Here is a 17,785-nt window from a genome sequence, read left to right as displayed (position 1 = left end):
TACACTAGCCCCGTCTTCATCCACCGTGCGTATCGACCAAGGAGTCACCCCATGACCACCACGATCCAGGATTCGGCCAATCCCGGCATGGACCATCCCGGCTGCGGGCGCCTGGCCCATGCACCGGAGGATCATCCGCCGATTCCTCAGGCCCGGGTCGGGGTGGTGCTGGTCAACCTGGGCACTCCGGATGCCACCGACTACCGGTCCATGCGTCGCTACCTCAACGAATTCCTCTCCGACAAGCGAGTGGTGGACTACCCCAGCTGGAAGTGGCAGCCACTGCTGCAGCTGATCATCCTCTCGCGCCGCCCCTTCAAGTCCGGCGAGGCCTATCGCGGTATCTGGAACACCGAGAAAGATGAGAGCCCGCTGCTGACCATTACCCGGGAGCAGACCCGCAAGGTGGCCGAGGGGCTCGAGGCGCGCCATGGCGACCGGGTGATGGTCGACTTCGCCATGCGCTACGGCAACCCCTCCACCGACAGCGTACTCAGGCGTCTGCAGGCGGCGGGCTGCGAGCGGATTCTATTCTTTCCGCTCTATCCGCAGTACGCCTCGCCGACCACCGCCACCGCCAATGATCATGCCTTCCGCACCCTGATGAAGCTCAAGTGGCAACCGGCGATTCGCACCGTGCCGGCCTACTTCGAGCACCCGCAGTATATCGAAGCCCTGGCCAACAGCGTGCGCGAGGCCTATGACGCCGCCGAGACGGCACCCGAGGTGCTGGTGGCCTCCTATCATGGCGTGCCCAAGCGTTTCCTGATGGAGGGGGATCCCTACCACTGCCAGTGTCAGAAGACCACGCGGCTGCTGCGCGAGGCGCTAGGCTGGGAGGAAGGGGCCATCCAGACCGCCTTCCAGTCGCAGTTCGGTCCCGAAGAGTGGGTGGGGCCGGCCACCGTGGAGCATGTCGCCGAGCTGGCGCGCCAGGGCAGGAAGCATATTGCCGTGGTGTCGCCGGCCTTCTCCGCCGACTGTGTCGAGACCCTGGAGGAGATCGAGGAGGAGATTCGCGATGCCTTCCTCGAGGCCGGTGGCGAGACCTTCACCTATGTGCCCTGCCTCAACGAACGTGACGACCATATCGCGGCCCTGCTGTCGATCATCGACAACGAGCTGGGAGGCTGGGTCTAGGCCCGCCACCGGCGGGCCGGGGGGAGGCGTTAGTCGTAGCCGCGGTCCGGGTGGGGGACCGGCTTCTCGCCGACCTCCTCGCGGCGCAGCTCGGCCGGCCGGCCGGCGGTCTTGTCCACGTGCTTGAGCTTCTGATGAAGCCCGGTCTTGGCCAGCAGGTGGGCGCTGACCGGCGCGGTGATAAACAGGAAGATGGTGATCAGCACCTCCTGAATCTCCGGTTTCCCCTCGCTCGCCCAGAAGTAGATCATCGAGGCGCCCAGCATGCAGCCGATGCCCAGGGTGGTGGCCTTGGTGGGACCGTGCAGTCGCATGTAGAAGTCGCGCAGATGGGTCATGCCCAACGAGCCGATAAAGATGAAGGCGCCGCCGGCCACCAGCAGAAAGGAAGCGACTCCCTCGATAAGTAAGTGCAGCGTCATGATGTCTCCCTATTCGATGATGTCGCCGCGCAGCAGGTACTTGCACACCGCCACGGTACTGATGAAGCCAAGCATGGCGATCAGCAGCGCCGCCTCGAAGTAGGTCTTGGTATCCAGCCAGAGTCCCAGCAGCACGATCAGGGCGATGGAGTTGATATACATGGTGTCCAGCGCCAGCAGGCGGTCGGGCATGTCCGGGCCGATGGTCAGTCGGTAGACATTCAGCGCCATGGCTGCCACGACCAGGGCCAGGCTGGTCCAGAGTGCAACCTCAATCATTCGTAGATCTCCTTCAGCGGCCGCTCGTAGCGCTCGCGAATGGTCTCGATCAATGCATCATCGTCCTCCACGTCGAGGGCATGAATCAGCAGCGACTTGCCATCCAGGCGCAGATTGGCCGAGACCGTGCCCGGTGTCAGGCTGATGGTGTTGGCGAGCAGGGTGATGGTGAAGCGGTTCTCCAGCATCAACGGGTACTCGATGAAGTGAGGCCGCATTCGCCGCCACGGGTTGAGAATCAACCAGGCGACCTGAAGGTTGGCGGTCACGATATCGCCGAGTACACGCAGCGCGAAGCGCAGCAGCAGGGCCGGCTTCTTGATACTGGGCTGCGTGTCCCAGAAGCGGTGGGTTGCCAGGGGGATCGCCACCGCCAGGGCACCGCCCAGCAGGATATGGCCGAAGGCGACACTGCGTACCATCAGCAACCAGACGATCAGCAGCAGAATCGACAGCAGCGGTGTCGGCAGCCAGGAGCGAGGCTGGATCATGGAGCATCTCCCTCGTTGTTCAGCAGGGCGCCTGTCAGAGCCTCGGGGTGGGCCAGCTGCTCGGCGGTGGCGTCGGTGTAGTCGACCAGCGGGCCGGCCAGGGCCACCATCAGCGGGGCGGCACCGATCAGCCAGGCGACGCCGAACCACTGACGGCGGGGCAGGCGCTGGCCATCGGCCGAGCCGGTGCTGCGCCAGAACAGCGTGGAGCCCGCCCGCGACAGCGCAATGATGGCGGCGAGGCCACTGAGCAGCAGGATCGGCCATAGCCAGGCACGCTGAGCCCCCTCGGCGGTAGCCATCAGCAGGGTCTTGCCGATCGCGCCCGAGAGTGGCGGCATGCCAGCCACGGCGACGGCGCCAGCGAAGAACAGCACGGCGAGTCGTCCACTCTGGCGTAGCGGCTGACCCTTGACCAGGCGAGTGCCCGCCTTGCCGCGCTGGGTACCGATCATTTCGGCGAGCAGGAAGAGGCCGCCGGTGACCAGGGTGGTGTGGATCAGGTAGTAGAGCAGGGCGGAGACAGCCGCGGGAGTGCCGATGCCGATCCCCGCCAGCAGGGTACCCACCGAGACCAGCACCAGATAGGCCACCAGCAGGCGCAGGTCCCGGGCGGCCAGGGCGCCGATGGTGGCCACCGTCAGGGTGCCCAGCGAGAGCCACCATACCCAGCCCTGTTCAAGGTCGGCCAGGGGGCCGGCGGCCTCACCGAAGACCAGCGAGTAGACCCGCAGAATGGCGTAGATCCCCACCTTGGTCATGATGGCGAATAGTGCCGCAACCGGTGCGGGGGCCGCGGCATAGGCCTTGGGCAGCCAGAAGTAGAGCGGCAGGATGGCCGCCTTGAGGCCAAACACGACCAGCAGCATCAGGGCGCCCGCTACCACCAGTCCCTCATGCTCGGCAGGCAGTTCGCTCAGGCGAACGGCCATGTCGGCCATGTTGAGGGTGCCGGTGGCCCCGTAGAGGATGCCGACACTGATCAGGAACAGCGAGGACCCAGCCAGGTTGAGCACCACATAGTGCACCCCGGACATGATCCTCTCCTTGCCGCCACCGTGGAGCAGCAGCGCATAGGAGGCGAGCAGCAGGACCTCGAAGAACACGAACAGGTTGAACAGGTCGCCGGTCAGGAAGGCACCATTGATCCCCATCAACTGCCACTGGAAGAGACCGTGGAAGTTGCTGCCGCGCTCGTCGTCGCCGGCACAGGCGAACACCACGGCACCCAGTGCGAGGATGGAGGTGAGCAGCACCATCATGGCCGATAGACGGTCGAGTACCAGCACGATGCCGAACGGAGGCTGCCAGTCGCCCAGGGCGTAGTAGGTCACCTCGCCGCCGGCGGCTCGGGCCACCAGGGCGATGCTTATCAGCAGCAGGGCCAGGGTGGCGGCGACCCCGACCAGGCGCTTCAGCCGCACGCTGCCCTGGCGCTGGAAGAGCAGCAGGATGCCCACCACCAGTGGTACTACCACCGGCAGCACGATCAGATGAGTGCTCATCGGCGCCCCTCCCCGACTTCATGCTTGCGGCCATCCACATGGTCGTTGCCCGCCTCGCTGCGCGCGCGCATCGCCAGGATCACCACGAAGGCGGTCATGGCGAAGCCGATCACGATGGCGGTCAATACCAGCGCCTGGGGCAGCGGGTCGGCGTACTCCTTGACCCCGTTGATCAGTGCGGCGCCATCGGTGGTCAGGCCGCCCATGGAGAACAGAAACAGGTTCACCGCGTAGGAGAGCAGGGTCAGTCCCACCACGACGGGGAAGGTGCGTGAACGCAGGACCAGGTAGAGTCCGCAGGCGGTAAGTACGCCGGTGGTGATGGCGTAGAGGCTTTCCATCAGGGGGTCTCCTTGCGGGGGCGCTGGGATGATGCATCGTTCTCGGGCCTGGGCTCCTTGGCCGGGCGGTGGACCGTGGTCACCTTGCCCAGGTTGGCCAGAATCATCAGGGTGGCGCCGACCACGGCGAGATAGACCCCGAGGTCGAACAGCATCGCAGTGGCCAGCTCGAACTTGCCGATCAGCGGCAGGTGGAAGTAACCGAATGACGAGGTCAGGAAGGGGTAACCGAACAGCCAGCTGCCCAGGCCCGTGAGAGTGGCGATGCCGACCCCGGCCACGGCTACCGGCTGGTAGGGGAAGTCGAGGCGCTCCTGGCTCCACTCCACCCCGCGCGCCATATAGAGCAGAATCAGCGCCACGGCGGTGACCAGGCCGGCGATAAAGCCGCCCCCCGGTTCGTTGTGTCCGCGCAGGAAGATGAAGGCCGAGACGAGCAGTGCCAGCGGCAGCAGCGCCATGGAGATGGAGGTAAGAACCGCCGGGTAGCGGTCCGGCGACCAGAGGCGTCCCTCGCTGTCGCTGTGGGGCATGAACAGCCGCAGGCGATTGAGCAGCTTGAAGATCGCAAGCCCGGCCAGCGCCAGCACGGTGATTTCACCCAGGGTATCGAAGCCGCGGAAGTCCACCAGGATGACGTTGACCACGTTGTGGCCGCCACCGCCGGGTATGCTGTTCTCCAGAAAGAAGCCGGAGATGGGCGAGTTGCCACGCGTCAGCACCGCATAGTTGAGGCTGGCGACCACCAGCCCCAGGCTGCTGGCCAGCACCACATCGCGCAGGTTGCGGCGGTTGGAGGACTCCGTGGGCGTCTTCTGAGGGAGGAAGAAGAGCGCCAGCATCAGCAGAATCATGGTGACCACCTCGACCGACAGCTGGGTCAGGGCGAGGTCCGGTGCCGAGAAGCGGGCGAAGGTCAGCGCGACGACCAGCCCCACCACCGAGAGCATGATCAGCGAGATCAGGCGGAAGCGGTGGGTCACCGCGGTGGCGATCCCGCCGAATACCAGCAGGGCGGCGCCGAGCAGCACCACGCCGTCGATGGGCTGGTTACCCTGGGGGCCGGTCAGACCGCTGATGCGTGCCAGGCCCAGGCTGCCCATCAGCAGCGAGGCGAACAGCAGCCAGCTCATGTAGCGCTGCAGGGAGCCTCCCTCGAAGCGTCTCAGGCTGTGTTCGGACCAGCGACCGAGGCACTGCAGCGCGGCCTCGAACACCAGGCGCGCATCCACCGGGCCGAAGCCGCGGTGGAAGTGGCGCAGGTCGGCGTGACGCCAGTAGGCCGTGATCCCGGCCACCAGGGCCAGGGCACTCATCGCCAGCGGCAGGTTCAGGCCGTGCCAGATCGCCAGGTGGAAGTCGAGGGGGGCGCCCAGCACCGCCTCCACGGCCAGGCCCAGCAGCCCCTCGGCCAGTACCGGCGCCAGGCCGACGATCACGCATACTACCACCAGCAGTTCCACCGGCGCGCGCATCAGCCAGGGCGGCTCGTGGGGCGTATGGGGCGGGGCCTCCTTGGCGGGCTTGAAGAAGACCGCGTGTACCAGTCGCAGCGAATAGGCGACCGAGAGGATGCCGCCCAGGGCGGCGAGTACTGGCAGCACCCAGCTCAGTCCGGCCAGCACCGGCGTCTCCAGGGTCTCGGTGAAGAACATCTCCTTGGAGATAAAGCCGTTGAGCAGTGGCACCCCGGCCATGGCCGCCCCCGCCACGCTGGTCAGCAGGGCGGTGACCGGCATCGCCTTGCGCAGGCCGCCGAGGCGGCCGAGTTCGCGGGTGCCGGCCTCGTGATCGATGATCCCGGCGCTCATGAACAGCGCCGCCTTGAAGCTGGCGTGGTTGAGGATATGGAACAGCGCGGCCAGCACCGCCATGGGGCTGCCGATGCCCAGCAGGACCGTGATCAGCCCCAGATGGCTGACCGTGGAGAAGGCCAGGATGCCCTTGAGGTCGGTCTTGAGCAGCGCAAACCAGGCTCCGTAGAGCATGGTCGCCATGCCGATCAGGGAGACGACCACCGACCACAGTTCACTGCCGGCGATGGCGGGATGCAGCCGCGCCATCAGGAAGATGCCCGCCTTGACCATGGTGGCCGAGTGCAGGTAGGCCGAGACCGGCGTGGGCGCCGCCATGGCGTGAGGCAGCCAGAACTGGAAGGGGAGCTGGGCCGACTTGGTGAAGGCGCCCAGCAGTACCAGTACCAGCATGATCGGGTAGCGTGGGTCGGCGAGTACCGCCTCGCCACCGGCCAGCACATCGTCCATGGCGTAGCTGCCGACCATGTCGCCCAGCAGCAGCAGGCCGGCGAGCAGTGCCAGGCCGCCTGCGCCGGTCACGGTAAGTGCCATGCGTGCGCCCTTGCGGGCATCGCTGCGGTGCGACCAGAAGCCGATCAGCAGGAAGGAGGAGAGGCTGGTCAGTTCCCAGTAGAGCCAGAGCAGGATCAGGTTGTCGGCCATCACGATGCCGACCATCGAGGCCATGAACAGGATCAGATAGGCGTAGAAGTGCCCGAAGGGCTCCTCCGCCGCGAGGTAGAAGTGGGCATAGAGCAGGATCAGCAGGCCGATGCCCAGGATCAGCAGGTTGAAGAGCACCGACAGCCCATCCAGGCGGAAGGCCAGCTCGAGCCCCAGGCTGGGTATCCAGGCCACGGAGGCGCGCAGTGCCTCGCCGCTGGAGAGGGCCGGCAACTGTGCCAGCATCAGCAGCAGGGCCAGGGCCGGGAGGACGGCAGTGGCGAGGGAACAGGTACGCCGTCCGTGGCTGGCGGTGACCATCGGCACCAGCATGCCCACCAGCGGCAGCAGGGCTATCCACATCAATGTCATCGATCGCTCATCCTGCGAATTATGAAGTGAGGGGGAGGGGCGCAGGATGCCTGCTGGGACGGAGGATGCAAGCGACACCGGGTCGCATCCCGTCCCTGGCGCGCTGGCCCGTCCACGGCGTTATGCCGTTTATCCTAACGCAAAGCACTATGTTGCGCGCGAGCCTTGTGTTTCAACACCTTGTGGGAATAAGGTGATTCGGTCGACCAACGGGAGGGCACTGGATGCAACTCGCCGTGCTGGGAGGGTTCTGGGTGGCAGCCATGGCGCCGCTGCTCCATCGCTGGTTCGGTTCGCGAGCGGCAGGCGTGATGGCGCTGCTGCCGGCGGCCATTGCCGCCTGGCTGATGGCCCAGTGGCCCACCATCGCCGGCGGCGAGACGCTATGGCTGGAGTGGGCCTGGGCGCCGGGCCTCGATATTACCCTCACCTTCATGATCGATGGGCTGGCGTGGCTGTTCGCCATGCTGATCACGGTGATCGGTACCCTGGTGCTGATCTATTCCGGGGAGTACCTTCACGGTCACCGTGATCTGCCGCGTTTCCTGGTGGTGATCACCGCCTTCATGATGTCGATGCTCGGCCTGGTGCTGGCCGATAACCTGGTTGCCCTGTTCGTGTTCTGGGAGCTCACCAGCATCACCTCCTACCTGCTGATCGGCTTCAACCATACCGATCTCGCCGCACGCAAGTCGGCCCAGCAGGGGTTGTTCGTCACCGTGGGTGGCGGGCTGGCGCTGCTCGCCGGTTTCGTCATGCTGGCCCTGGCCGGCGACAGCTGGTCGCTGGCCGAGCTCAACGCTCGGGATGATCAGCTCAAGACGCATGCACTCTATCTGCCGCTGCTGGTCTGCGTGCTGCTGGGCGCCTTCACCAAGTCGGCCCAGTTTCCCTTCCATTTCTGGCTGCCCAACGCCATGGCGGCGCCCACGCCGGTCTCGGCCTACCTGCACTCGGCCACCATGGTCAAGGCGGGGGTCTACCTGCTGGCGCGGTTGCACCCGGCGCTGGGTGGCACCGAGTCCTGGGTGGTCACCCTGTCGCTGGTGGGGGCGCTGACCATGGCCAGCGGCGCCTTTCTGGCGGTCCAGCACACCAATGTCAAGAAGCTGCTGGCCTACTCCACGGTGATGGCGCTGGGTACCCTGACGATGCTGCTGGGTATCGGCACCGAGACGGCACTCACCGCCTTCGTGGTCTTTCTGCTCGCCCACTCTCTCTACAAGGGGGCGCTGTTCATGGTCGCCGGCATCCTCGACCACGAGACCGGCACCAAGGATGTCACCGCCATGGGCGGGCTGCGCCATGTGATGCCGCGTACCGCCCTGGTGACGGCGGTGGCGGCGCTGTCGCTGGCGGGCTTGCCGCCGCTGCTGGGCTTTCTCGGCAAGGAGCTGATGCTGGAGTCGGTGCTGGAGGCCGAGGCCTGGCGCGGAGTGATCCTGCCGCTGGCCTTCCTCGCGGCCTTCCTGACCCTGGCGGTGGCGGCGGTCGTCGCCATTCGTCCCTTCTTCGGCCCGCGACGGGAGACGCCAAGAGCACCCCACGAGGCCCCCTTCGGCATGCTCGCAGGTCCCGCCCTGCTCGCCACGCTGTCGCTGCTGTTCGGCTTGGTCCCGGGGCTGCTCGATCCGCTGGTGAGGGCCGTGATCGGGGGGATCGGGGCGGGGCAGGCCCAGGTACACCTGGCGCTCTGGCACGGCCTCAACCTGCCGCTTGTTCTGTCGCTGGCCAGTCTAATGCTCGGTGCGCTGGTGTTCCGCCGATGGGATCGCCTGCGCTCGAGGCTGGCGCGTCTCGAGCCGCTGATGGCCCGTGGCCCCGAGGCGGGCTATGAGGCACTGCTCAGGGGGCTTGTGCATGTGGCCGAGTGGCAGACCCGCTTCCTGCAGAGCGGCTATCTTCGCAACTATCTGGTGATGACCCTGCTGGTGCTGCTGGGGCTTGTGGGGCATGCGCTGCTGGTGCGGCATACGCCCAGCCTCGCCTTTGCGCCGGATGTCTACCTCCATGAGGCGGTGGTGGCGGGGCTGATGATCGCCGGGGCGGTGGCGGCCTGCGTGATGCGCTCGCGCCTGGCGGCAGTGGCCGCCGTGGGGGTGATGGGCTACTCCATCGCCCTGACCTTCGTGCTGTTCAGTGCGCCGGATCTGGCCATCACCCAGCTGCTGGTGGAGACCCTGACCGTCATCCTGCTGGTGCTGGTGCTGTTTCGTCTGCCACGCTTCTCCACTCTCTCCACCCCGGTCGAGCGGCTGCGTGACCTGGTCGTGGCGGGGCTTGTCGGTGGCATGATCACCCTGTTGATGCTGACCGTGCTCTCCGGCGAGCGCCTACCGCGCATCTCCGACTATATGGTGGCCAACAGCCAACCGCTGGGCCACGGTCACAATATCGTCAACGTCATTCTGGTGGACTTCCGCGCCCTGGACACCCTCGGGGAGATATTCGTGCTGGCGCTGGCGGCCATCGGTGTCTATGCCATGCTGCGCTTCCACGCCGAGGCGTACGAGGCCAGAAATGCCCGGCGGACACGGAGGGGAGACGATGGTTAGGTCGGGCACGCTGATCCTCAGGGTGGCAGCGCGGCTGCTGTTGCCGCTGCAGCTGATGTTCTCGCTGTTCCTGCTGCTGCGTGGCCACGATGAGCCCGGTGGGGGCTTTATCGCGGGGCTGGTGGCGGCAGGGGGCTTTGCGCTCTATCTGTTTGCCTGCGGGCAGGGCGCCCTGTACGCGATGCTCAGGGTCTCGCCCCGGGACCTGGTGGGGTTGGGGCTCCTTCTGGGGGTGGCCTCGACACTGCCCGCCTGGTGGAGCGGGCAGCCCCTCTTTACCGCCCAGTGGTGGACCCTCCCGATCATCGACTTCAAGGCCTCGACGCCGCTGATCTTCGATATCGGCGTCTACCTGGTGGTGCTCGGCTCGGTGCTGACCGCCATCACCGCCCTGATCCAGACCGACGAGAACGCCTGACGCGAGGAGCCCCCATGGAACCCTTGATGGCCATCACCATCGGAACCCTGTTCGCCGCCGCCCTCTACATGATGCTGCGTCGCTCCATCGTCAAGCTGGTGATCGGACTGATGCTGCTCTCCAATGCCGCCAACCTGCTGATCTTCGCCACCGCCGGCATGACGCGTGGCGCGCCGCCACTGGTGCCGGAGGGGCTCTCCGCCCCCGAAGGTGTGGTGGCCGACCCGCTGCCCCAGGCGCTGGTGCTGACCGCCATCGTCATCGCCTTCGGCGTGCTGTCGTTTGCCGTGGTGCTGGTGCGGCGCGCCTGGGAGGTCGTGCGTGCCGATGACATGGACCGGATGAAGGATACCGACAGGTGACCCCCGAGGTTGCGCTGCCGATCCTGATCCCGCTGATGGCGGGTGCCGTGTCGCTGGTCTTCTGGCGCTCGCGCCTGATGCAGCGGCTGATCGCCGTGGGGGGCACCGCCGGGCTGCTGGTCTCCGGCCTGTGGCTGCTCGCCTCGGTAAGCCATGAGGGGATCGTGGTGGTTCAGGTGGGTGGCTGGGCCGCGCCCTTCGGCATCAGCCTGGTGGCCGACCTGCTGGGGGCCATCATGGTGGTACTCACCGGCATCATCGGATTCGCCGTGGCGATCTACTCCCTGGCCACCGCCGGCCGGGGGCACGAGGCCCATGGCTACTTCCCGCTGATGCACCTGCTGCTGGCCGGGGTCGCCGGTGCCTTCCTCACCGGTGACATCTTCAATCTCTATGTCTGGTTCGAGGTGATGCTGGTGGCCTCCTTCGCGCTGCTGATCCTGGGAGGCGAGAAGGCGCAGATGGAGGGGGCGATCAAGTATGTGGCGCTCAACCTGCTCTCCTCGGTGATCTTCCTGGTCGCCGTGGGGCTGCTCTACGGCATGGTGGGGACCCTCAACATGGCCGATATCGCCAGGCGGCTGGTCATGGTCGAGGAGCAGGCCATGGTCGATGCCCTGGCGATGATGTTCATGGTGGCGTTCGGCATCAAGGCGGCGGCCTTCCCGCTGTTCTTCTGGCTACCGGCCTCCTACCACACCCCTCCGGTCGCGGTGTCGGCACTGTTTGCGGGGCTGCTGACCAAGGTCGGGGTCTATGCGCTGTTCCGCGTCTTTACCCTGATCTTTCATCACAGTCCGGGTTACACCCACGAGATCCTGCTATGGGGGGCGGGGCTGACCATGCTCTCCGGGGTGCTGGGGGCGGCGGCCCAGTTCGAGTTCCGGCGCATCCTGTCGTTTCATATCGTCAGCCAGATCGGCTACATGATCCTCGGCCTGGCGCTCTTCACGCCGCTGGCGGTTGTCGGCGGGGTCTTCTATATCATCCACCATATCATCGTGAAGACGAACCTGTTCCTGGTCAGCGGCATCGTCCATCGGCTGCGTGGTAGCTACCGGCTCGAGCGACTGGGTGGCTTCTACCGCAGCCATCCCTGGCTGGCGGTGCTGTTCCTGATTCCCGCCCTGTCGCTTGCCGGCATTCCGCCGCTGTCAGGGTTCTTCGCCAAGTTCATCGTGATCCGCGCCGGCATCGAGGCCGAGGCCTATGGGGTCACCGCCATCGCCCTGCTGGTGGGGCTGCTCACGCTCTACTCGATGATCAAGATCTGGGCCGAGGTGTTCTGGAAGTCGGTGCCGCCGGAGGGCGACGTCGACCCCTTCCCGGAGGTGCGCCAGCGGGAGCTGTGGCTGATGGCCGCCCCGGTGGCGGGGCTGGCGCTCTGTACCCTGCTGATCGGTCTCTACCCGGGGCCTCTTCATGCCCTGGCCGAAGCCTCAGCCGACCAGCTGTTGGATCCCCAGGGCTATATCCGCGCGGTGCTGGGCGAGCAGGGGGAGGTGATGCCATGATCGGTGCGGCCTGGAACCTGCTGCTGGGCGGCGCCTGGGTGGTGCTCACCGGCGACTTCAACGGCCGCAATCTGGCCGCCGGTCTGGCCTTCGGCTATCTGGTGCTGGCGCTGATCCAGCCCCAGGTGCCGGCGCTTTCCGGCTATGCCCAGCGCCTGCCGCGGCTGGTGCGTTTCATCGCCTTCTTCATCAAGGAGCTGGCCATGGCCAACCTCAAGGTGGCCTACGATATCGTCACCCCGCCCTGGTACATGAAGCCCGGTGTGATCGCCATGCCGCTTCAGGCACGCAGCGAGTTCGAGATCGCCTTCGTCGCCAACCTGATCTCGTTGACGCCGGGCACCCTGAGCCTGGATGTCTCCGATGACCGCCGGGTGCTCTATATCCATGCCATGTTTCTGGACGACGAGGAGGCGCTGCGTGCCAATCTGGCAGAGCTTGAGCGCCGTGCGCTGACGCTGTTTCGCTGACAGCCATTAGCCATTAGCCATTAGCCATTAGCCATTAGCCATTAGCCATTAGCCATGCCGAGCCGAGCCGTGAAGGAGATTGCCGATGTCGCCCATCATCCTGTTGAGCCTGGCGCTGATGTCGCTGGCGCTGTGTCTCGCCTTCGTGCGTCTGTTTCGGGGGCCGAGCCTGCCCGACCGGGTGGTGGCGCTGGAGCTCTTCTCGTCGATCCTGGTCGGCATGATCGGGGTGGTGGCCATCGCCACCGATGTGGCCAGCCTGCTCGATGTCGCCATCGTCATGGCGCTGATGGCCTTTATGGCCGCCATCGGCTTCGCGAGATTCCTGGAACGAGGAGGGCCGCGGGATGACTGATATCGTCGGCGAAGGACTGGTACTGGTCGGGGCACTGTTCATGCTGCTGGCGGCACTGGGCGTGGTGCGCCTGCCCGACCTGCTGACCCGCATGCATGCCACCACCAAGGCGGCTACTCTGGGAGTTTCTCTGGTCATGCTGGCGGTGGCGCTGCACTTTGCCCAGGTGGCGGTGGTGGCACGGGCCTTCGCCGTGATTCTGTTTATCATGATGACGGCCCCCGTCGCCGCCCATGTGATCGGGCGGGCCGGCTACTTCGTGGGCACCAAGTTATGGGAGGGCACGCTCAAGGACGAGCTCAAGCCCAACTATGACCCCTTGACCCACGAATTGAGGAGTGGCCTGGAGACCGAGCGCAATGCCCGGTGCGACAGCGGGGAGAGCGATGACCGCTGATGGCGAAAAGCGTGCCGGGCCGCTACCCGAGGCTGTTCGTCGGTGGGGCTCTCAACGGCTCCCTTGCGGCTTGGCACTGGCTGAGACATGCAAACTGCGCGATGATTCTCGCCTTCTGCCCACGCCAAGGAGAGCTTCATGCGACGGATAACAGTGACCGGCTGCCTGGCCCTTGCCCTGCTGGCCGGTTGCCAGAGTGGCCCGGTCCACGAGGCGCGAGCCGCCAATGATGCCGCCGAATCATCCACCGGTGAGACCCGCGAGGTGTCCACTCCCCGGGGTGAGGCGTCGGCGGACGCCGAGAGCTTCGAGGCCTGGCTGGCTCGCTTCCGTCGCGAGGCACGCGCCGAGGGCATCTCCGAGGCAACCCTGGAACGGGCCCTCGCCTCACTGCGCTATCGCCCCCGGGTAATCGAGCTCGACCGTTCCCAGCCGGAGTTCGTACGCCCCATCTGGCAATACCTGGATACCGCGGTCTCCGCTCAGCGAGTCACCACCGGGCGGGCCCGCCTGGCCGAGCACCGCGACACGGCACGCCGCATGGAGCAGCGTTACGGGGTGCCGGCCGAGGTGATCGTGGCGATCTGGGGCATCGAGAGCAACTATGGCGGGAACTTCGGTGACTTCTCGACCCTGGAGGCGCTGGCAACCCTGGCCTATGACGGGCGCCGCCGAGACTTTGCGCGTGGCGAGCTGCTCGCCGCCCTGCGCATCATCGACGCCGGGGATATCGCCCCCGGGCGCATGCTGGGCTCCTGGGCCGGGGCCATGGGGCATACCCAGTTCATTCCCTCGAGCTTCGAGGCCTACGCCCGGGACGGAGACGGCGAGGGGCGTCGCGATATCTGGGGCAGCATCCCCGACGTCATGGCCTCTACCGCCAACTACCTGGAGCGTGCCGGCTGGCGTGAAGGGGAGCCCTGGGGAGTCGAGGTGATCCTGCCGGAGGGGTTCGACTATGCCCAGGCCGAGCCGGCCAATCGACGCTCCTCCGCGGCCTGGTCCGCCCAGGGCGTGCGCCCCGTGGGGGGTGGCGCCTTGCCGGCCTTCGAGGAGGCCGCGGTGATCGTGCCCGCGGGGGCGAGGGGCCCCGCCTTCCTGGTGGGCCCCAACTTCCGTGTCATCCTGCGCTACAACAACGCCACCAGTTATGCGTTGGCCGTCGGCAATCTCGCCGACGAGATCGCGGGGCGTGACGGGGTCATCGGCGGTTGGCCACGCGACGAGCAGCCGCTGGCGCGCGCCGAGATCCGCGAGATGCAGGAGGCCCTCAATGCGCGCGGGTTCGCCGTGGGGGCGCCCGATGGCATTCTGGGGCCCAATACCCGGCGTGGCCTGCGTGAGTACCAGGCGTCCATCGGTGAGATACCGGATGGCTTCGCGACCCGGCGGCTGCTGGAGCGCCTGGTCCGCTGACTCGGCCATGAACCCTACCCACCAGAGGAGAAAGAGGATGCGCATCAAACCAATGCTGACGGCTGCCCTGGGGGCGGCCTTGCTGGCCTCTTCGGTTCAGGCCGACGACAAGGTCTTCGGTTGGGTCGAGAAGGCCACCGTCGAGCCGTGGGGAGTGGAGGTAAAGGCCAAGCTCGACAGCGGCGCCCTGACCTCATCACTGGATGCTCGCGAGATCGAGAGCTTCGAGAAGGACGGCGAGACGTGGGTGCGCTTTCGTCTCAAGCTGGAGGATGAGGAGAGTGGCGAGCTGTTCAGCGAGCGCATGGAGCTGCCCCTCTATCGAGACCTCAAGGTGCGCGGCGCCGGGGGGCGTGACGAGCGACCGGTGGTGCTGATGAAGGTCTGTCTGGGCGATACGGTCTACGAGGAGCAGTTCGGCCTGCGCGATCGCGGGGAAATGCACTATCCGCTGCTGCTGGGGCGGCGCACCATCAGCCACCTGGGCCTGCTCGACGTGCGCGATACCTTCCTTACCGAGCCGCGCTGCGACGATGACTCTCGGGTCGTGGAGCATGACCCGGCAGAGGACGACGACTAACTAGAAGAGCCGTGCCAGCAGGGCCGTTACCGCGGTCTCCACACGCAGGATGCGCTGACCCAGATGGATGCCCTCGCAGCCCGTCTCGAGCAGCCTCTCCACCTCCCAGGGGATGAAGCCGCCCTCCGGGCCCACCAGCAGCAGGGTGGGAGCCTCGACCCCCCGCGGGCAGGCGCTGGGCATGCCGGGGTGGGCCAGCAGGCCGCGCCGGCCCTCCAGCAGGGCTGGCAGTCTATCCTCCACGAAGGGGCGAAAGCCCCGCTCCAGGGAGACCTCGGGCAGCAGGGTGTCCCGGGCCTGCTCCAGGCCAAGCACCAGGTGATGGTGAATCTTCTCCGGGGTGAGTTCGGGTGACATCCAGTAGCTCTTCTCCACGCGGCGGGTATGCAGCAGGGTGATCTGCTTGACCCCGAGCGCGGTGACATGCTCCAGGGTGCGCGCCAGCATGCGGGGGCGCGGCAGTGCCAGCACCAGATGGACCGGCAGCGGGGGGGGGGGCGTCTGGTCGAGAGGCGACAGGGCAAAGGTCGCCTCCTGCTCGCCGAGGGTGAGCAGTTCGCCCTGGCCGATATGACCACCGGCCACGCCCAGGGTGAGGCGATCCCCCGGGGTGGCGCGATGCACCTCACGCAGGTGTCGCAGCCGTCGCGGGTCACGCACCCGAGCCAGGCGGTCGTTCTCGATATCGTCGTGGGTCAGCAGGATCAGGTTCATGGGGCCTCGCGTTGGCGGCTTTGTCTTGCATGGTGGGTGTCGCGGTGCACAATGGTCCTGCAGGGGCAGCCGCCCCACCCATGCCGAATGAGGAGTAGCGCCGTGCGCGTGATTCGCAAGTATGCCAACCGCAGGCTCTATGATACCGAACAGAGCCGCTATGTGACCCTCGAGGATCTGCGAGGGCTGATCCTCGATGAAGTGCCGTTCCGCGTCGAGGATGCCAAGAGCGGTGAGGACCTGACCCGCACCATCCTGCTCTCGATCATCATCGAGCAGGAGCAGGCCGATGGCGATGCCCAGGTGTTCTCCAATGACCTGCTGGCCCAGTTCATTCGCGTCTACGACATGGCCCAGCCGCTGCCGCTGTCACGCTACCTGGAGCAGGGGACCAAGCTGATGCTGGAGCAGCAGCAGCGCATGCAGGATCAGTGGCAGCAGGCCATGCGCCACTCCCCCATGGATCTGATGCGCGACATGGCCGAGGAGAACATGCGCTTCTGGCAGAAGACCATCGGCCAGGCCACGGGCAATGGCAACAAGGGTGGCAAGGGTGACGATGGCGAGCCGTAGGCGCGTATCGTCACGCAGGCGCCCCGACTTTCTGACATAATGCCGCCTCGATTTCCAATGCCGCACAGTCGGCCAGCAGCATGAAGGTGGATAGGATGAAGGTGCTGATCATCGGCGGCGGTGGCCGCGAACACGCCCTGGCCTGGAAGGTCGCTCAGTCACCCAAGGTGGCAATGACCTATGTGGCACCGGGCAATGCCGGCAGCGCCAGGGAGCCCGGGCTGACCAACGTGGCCATCGCGGCGGATGACCTGGAGGGGCTGCTGCTCTTCGCCCGGGATACCGGCATCGACCTGACCATCGTCGGCCCCGAGGCGCCGCTGGTGGCCGGCGTGGTGGACCGCTTCCGCGAGGCGGGCCTGGCGATCTTCGGCCCCACCGCCGGTGCCGCCCAGCTCGAGGGCTCCAAGGCCTTCACCAAGGACTTCCTGGCGCGCCACGCGATTCCCACCGCCGAGTACCGCACCTTCACCGCGGTGGCGCCGGCGCTGGACTATCTGCGTGAACAGGGCGCCCCCATCGTGATCAAGGCCGACGGGCTGGCCGCGGGCAAGGGCGTTATCGTCGCCATGAGCCTCGAGGAGGCCGAGGCGGCGGTGCGTGACATGCTCGAGGACAATGCCTTCGGTGATGCCGGCGCCCGCGTGGTGATCGAGGAGTTCCTCGACGGCGAAGAGGCCAGCTTTATCGTCATGGTCGATGGCGAGACCGTACTGCCCATGGCCACCAGCCAGGACCACAAGCGGGTCGGCGAAGGCGACAGCGGGCCCAACACCGGCGGCATGGGGGCCTATTCGCCGGCCCCGGTGGTCACCGCCGAGGTGCACGAGCGCATCATGGAGCGGGTGGTGCTGCCGACGGTGCATGGCATGGCCGAAGAGGGTCACTCCTACACCGGCTTCCTCTACGCCGGCCTGATGATCGATGCCGCGGGCAACCCCAAGGTGATCGAGTACAACTGCCGCTTCGGCGACCCCGAGACCCAGCCGATCATGCTGCGCCTGCGCTCCGACCTCGCCGAGCTCTGCCTGGCGGGCGCGCGGGGCGAGCTCTCCGGCATGGCCTGCGAGTGGGACGAGCGCGCCTCGGTAGGCGTGGTGCTCGCCGCCGGCGGCTATCCGGGCAGCTATCGCAAGGGGGATGTCATCGAGGGGCTAGAGGATGCCGAGGCCGCCGGCTGCAAGGTGTTTCATGCCGGCACCGCCGAGCGGGATGGCCACCTGGTGACCTCCGGTGGGCGTGTGCTCTGTGTCACCGCCCTGGGTGAGGGCGTGGCGGCCGCCGCCGAGAATGCCTATCGGGGGGTCGATGCCATCCGCTGGGAGGGGGCCTTCTGTCGCCGTGATATCGCCCATCGGGCCATTGCCCGGGAGCGTGGCGAGCGCTGAGTCGTCGATCGTTTCATAACAAGATCAACAGTAG

General features: G+C 66.6%; 19 protein-coding genes. 12 read left to right on the top strand and 7 right to left on the bottom strand.

The annotated features are described in order from the left end of the window. Positions 1 to 51 precede the first annotated feature (51 nt). The gene (gene hemH / locus RM463_RS07850) at positions 52 to 1,140 is read left to right on the top strand and encodes a ferrochelatase (protein ID WP_311429685.1); all 1,089 of its coding nucleotides are present in this window, start codon (positions 52 to 54) and stop codon (positions 1,138 to 1,140) included. 29 nt (positions 1,141 to 1,169) lie between these two features. Here hemH and RM463_RS07845 read toward each other — a convergent pair whose 3' ends face one another. The 6 genes from RM463_RS07845 to RM463_RS07820 are packed head-to-tail and all read right to left on the bottom strand — an operon-like array spanning position 1,170 to position 7,009. After that, positions 1,170 to 1,562, bottom strand: coding sequence for a Na+/H+ antiporter subunit G (locus RM463_RS07845; RefSeq protein ID WP_195689004.1), 393 nt, complete (start codon positions 1,560 to 1,562; stop codon positions 1,170 to 1,172). Between the two features lie 9 nt (positions 1,563 to 1,571). Then, a complete protein-coding gene (locus tag RM463_RS07840; protein WP_132044280.1) occupies positions 1,572 to 1,841 on the bottom strand; it encodes a K+/H+ antiporter subunit F in 270 nt (89 codons plus the stop codon). Then, complete coding sequence (locus RM463_RS07835; protein ID WP_195689005.1) at positions 1,838 to 2,332, bottom strand: Na+/H+ antiporter subunit E; 495 nt, start codon at positions 2,330 to 2,332, stop codon at positions 1,838 to 1,840. Before RM463_RS07835 ends, RM463_RS07840 begins: the two co-directional genes overlap by 4 nt. Beyond that, complete coding sequence (locus tag RM463_RS07830) at positions 2,329 to 3,837, bottom strand: monovalent cation/H+ antiporter subunit D (protein WP_311429684.1); 1,509 nt, start codon at positions 3,835 to 3,837, stop codon at positions 2,329 to 2,331. Before RM463_RS07830 ends, RM463_RS07835 begins: the two co-directional genes overlap by 4 nt. Beyond that, positions 3,834 to 4,178: a Na+/H+ antiporter subunit C gene (locus RM463_RS07825; RefSeq protein WP_195689007.1), complete on the bottom strand. Its 345-nt coding sequence runs from the start codon at positions 4,176 to 4,178 to the stop codon at positions 3,834 to 3,836. The genes RM463_RS07830 and RM463_RS07825 overlap by 4 nt, the downstream gene beginning before the upstream one ends. Next, complete coding sequence (locus tag RM463_RS07820) at positions 4,178 to 7,009, bottom strand: monovalent cation/H+ antiporter subunit A (protein WP_311429683.1); 2,832 nt, start codon at positions 7,007 to 7,009, stop codon at positions 4,178 to 4,180. Before RM463_RS07820 ends, RM463_RS07825 begins: the two co-directional genes overlap by 1 nt. Positions 7,010 to 7,233: 224 nt before the next feature. Between RM463_RS07820 and RM463_RS07815 the strand changes: the two genes are divergently transcribed. The 9 genes from RM463_RS07815 to RM463_RS07775 all read left to right on the top strand — a co-directional run bounded on the left by RM463_RS07815 (position 7,234) and on the right by RM463_RS07775 (position 15,076). Further along, positions 7,234 to 9,564 carry a putative monovalent cation/H+ antiporter subunit A gene (locus tag RM463_RS07815; protein ID WP_311429682.1) on the top strand — a complete coding sequence of 777 codons (2,331 nt, stop codon included), beginning with the start codon at positions 7,234 to 7,236 and terminating at the stop codon, positions 9,562 to 9,564. Next, positions 9,557 to 9,982 (top strand): Na+/H+ antiporter subunit B, encoded by a 426-nt coding sequence (locus RM463_RS07810; protein WP_195689010.1) that lies wholly within the window; start codon positions 9,557 to 9,559, stop codon positions 9,980 to 9,982. The genes RM463_RS07815 and RM463_RS07810 overlap by 8 nt, the downstream gene beginning before the upstream one ends. A 14-nt stretch (positions 9,983 to 9,996) precedes the next feature. Then, positions 9,997 to 10,344 (top strand): Na+/H+ antiporter subunit C, encoded by a 348-nt coding sequence (locus RM463_RS07805; RefSeq protein WP_195689011.1) that lies wholly within the window; start codon positions 9,997 to 9,999, stop codon positions 10,342 to 10,344. After that, on the top strand, positions 10,341 to 11,858 hold the full coding sequence (locus tag RM463_RS07800; RefSeq protein ID WP_311429681.1) for a Na+/H+ antiporter subunit D: 1,518 nt from the start codon (positions 10,341 to 10,343) through the stop codon (positions 11,856 to 11,858). The genes RM463_RS07805 and RM463_RS07800 overlap by 4 nt, the downstream gene beginning before the upstream one ends. Next, positions 11,855 to 12,328, top strand: a complete 474-nt coding sequence (locus RM463_RS07795) for a Na+/H+ antiporter subunit E (RefSeq protein WP_195689013.1) — start codon at positions 11,855 to 11,857, stop codon at positions 12,326 to 12,328. Before RM463_RS07800 ends, RM463_RS07795 begins: the two co-directional genes overlap by 4 nt. An 85-nt stretch (positions 12,329 to 12,413) precedes the next feature. Then, positions 12,414 to 12,683 carry a monovalent cation/H+ antiporter complex subunit F gene (locus RM463_RS07790; RefSeq protein WP_195689014.1) on the top strand — a complete coding sequence of 90 codons (270 nt, stop codon included), beginning with the start codon at positions 12,414 to 12,416 and terminating at the stop codon, positions 12,681 to 12,683. Continuing rightward, the gene (gene mnhG / locus RM463_RS07785; RefSeq protein WP_311429680.1) at positions 12,676 to 13,080 is read left to right on the top strand and encodes a monovalent cation/H(+) antiporter subunit G; all 405 of its coding nucleotides are present in this window, start codon (positions 12,676 to 12,678) and stop codon (positions 13,078 to 13,080) included. Before RM463_RS07790 ends, mnhG begins: the two co-directional genes overlap by 8 nt. Positions 13,081 to 13,218: 138 nt before the next feature. Next, positions 13,219 to 14,496, top strand: a complete 1,278-nt coding sequence (locus RM463_RS07780) for a lytic murein transglycosylase (RefSeq protein ID WP_311429679.1) — start codon at positions 13,219 to 13,221, stop codon at positions 14,494 to 14,496. Between the two features lie 37 nt (positions 14,497 to 14,533). Beyond that, a complete protein-coding gene (locus RM463_RS07775; protein ID WP_229333102.1) occupies positions 14,534 to 15,076 on the top strand; it encodes an ATP-dependent zinc protease in 543 nt (180 codons plus the stop codon). Here the strand turns inward: RM463_RS07775 and RM463_RS07770 are convergent, their stop codons facing one another. Continuing rightward, the gene (locus RM463_RS07770) at positions 15,077 to 15,790 is read right to left on the bottom strand and encodes a 16S rRNA (uracil(1498)-N(3))-methyltransferase (RefSeq protein ID WP_311429678.1); all 714 of its coding nucleotides are present in this window, start codon (positions 15,788 to 15,790) and stop codon (positions 15,077 to 15,079) included. 102 nt (positions 15,791 to 15,892) lie between these two features. Here RM463_RS07770 and phaR point away from each other — a divergent pair, with 102 nt between their 5' ends. Together phaR and purD are read left to right on the top strand one after the other, a co-directional pair. Further along, complete coding sequence (phaR, locus tag RM463_RS07765; RefSeq protein ID WP_195689018.1) at positions 15,893 to 16,363, top strand: polyhydroxyalkanoate synthesis repressor PhaR; 471 nt, start codon at positions 15,893 to 15,895, stop codon at positions 16,361 to 16,363. A 95-nt stretch (positions 16,364 to 16,458) separates the two neighbouring features. Beyond that, positions 16,459 to 17,751 (top strand): phosphoribosylamine--glycine ligase, encoded by a 1,293-nt coding sequence (purD, locus tag RM463_RS07760; protein WP_311429677.1) that lies wholly within the window; start codon positions 16,459 to 16,461, stop codon positions 17,749 to 17,751. Positions 17,752 to 17,785: the final 34 nt, after the last annotated feature.

This window comes from Halomonas sp. LES1 (assembly GCF_031846005.1).
In the GTDB taxonomy this organism is placed as follows: domain Bacteria; phylum Pseudomonadota; class Gammaproteobacteria; order Pseudomonadales; family Halomonadaceae; genus Halomonas.
Note: the sequence above shows the minus strand (reverse complement) of the source record. Positions and strands in the feature narration are given on the sequence as shown.

Bases quoted from the DNA above. Each gene is read 5' to 3' on its own strand.
- RM463_RS07820 (WP_311429683.1), bottom strand. From the start codon at position 7,009: ATGACATTGATGTGGATAGCCCTGCTGCCGCTGGTGGGCATGCTGGTG.
- RM463_RS07810 (WP_195689010.1), top strand. From the start codon at position 9,557: ATGGTTAGGTCGGGCACGCTGATCCTCAGGGTGGCAGCGCGGCTGCTG.
- RM463_RS07775 (WP_229333102.1), top strand. From the start codon at position 14,534: ATGCGCATCAAACCAATGCTGACGGCTGCCCTGGGGGCGGCCTTGCTG.
- RM463_RS07770 (WP_311429678.1), bottom strand. From the start codon at position 15,790: ATGAACCTGATCCTGCTGACCCACGACGATATCGAGAACGACCGCCTG.
- RM463_RS07825 (WP_195689007.1), bottom strand. From the start codon at position 4,178: ATGGAAAGCCTCTACGCCATCACCACCGGCGTACTTACCGCCTGCGGA.
- RM463_RS07840 (WP_132044280.1), bottom strand. From the start codon at position 1,841: ATGATTGAGGTTGCACTCTGGACCAGCCTGGCCCTGGTCGTGGCAGCC.
- RM463_RS07780 (WP_311429679.1), top strand. From the start codon at position 13,219: ATGCGACGGATAACAGTGACCGGCTGCCTGGCCCTTGCCCTGCTGGCC.
- RM463_RS07830 (WP_311429684.1), bottom strand. From the start codon at position 3,837: ATGAGCACTCATCTGATCGTGCTGCCGGTGGTAGTACCACTGGTGGTG.
- mnhG (WP_311429680.1), top strand. From the start codon at position 12,676: ATGACTGATATCGTCGGCGAAGGACTGGTACTGGTCGGGGCACTGTTC.
- purD (WP_311429677.1), top strand. From the start codon at position 16,459: ATGAAGGTGCTGATCATCGGCGGCGGTGGCCGCGAACACGCCCTGGCC.
- RM463_RS07805 (WP_195689011.1), top strand. From the start codon at position 9,997: ATGGAACCCTTGATGGCCATCACCATCGGAACCCTGTTCGCCGCCGCC.
- RM463_RS07815 (WP_311429682.1), top strand. From the start codon at position 7,234: ATGCAACTCGCCGTGCTGGGAGGGTTCTGGGTGGCAGCCATGGCGCCG.
- hemH (WP_311429685.1), top strand. From the start codon at position 52: ATGACCACCACGATCCAGGATTCGGCCAATCCCGGCATGGACCATCCC.
- RM463_RS07845 (WP_195689004.1), bottom strand. From the start codon at position 1,562: ATGACGCTGCACTTACTTATCGAGGGAGTCGCTTCCTTTCTGCTGGTG.
- RM463_RS07790 (WP_195689014.1), top strand. From the start codon at position 12,414: ATGTCGCCCATCATCCTGTTGAGCCTGGCGCTGATGTCGCTGGCGCTG.
- RM463_RS07835 (WP_195689005.1), bottom strand. From the start codon at position 2,332: ATGATCCAGCCTCGCTCCTGGCTGCCGACACCGCTGCTGTCGATTCTG.
- RM463_RS07795 (WP_195689013.1), top strand. From the start codon at position 11,855: ATGATCGGTGCGGCCTGGAACCTGCTGCTGGGCGGCGCCTGGGTGGTG.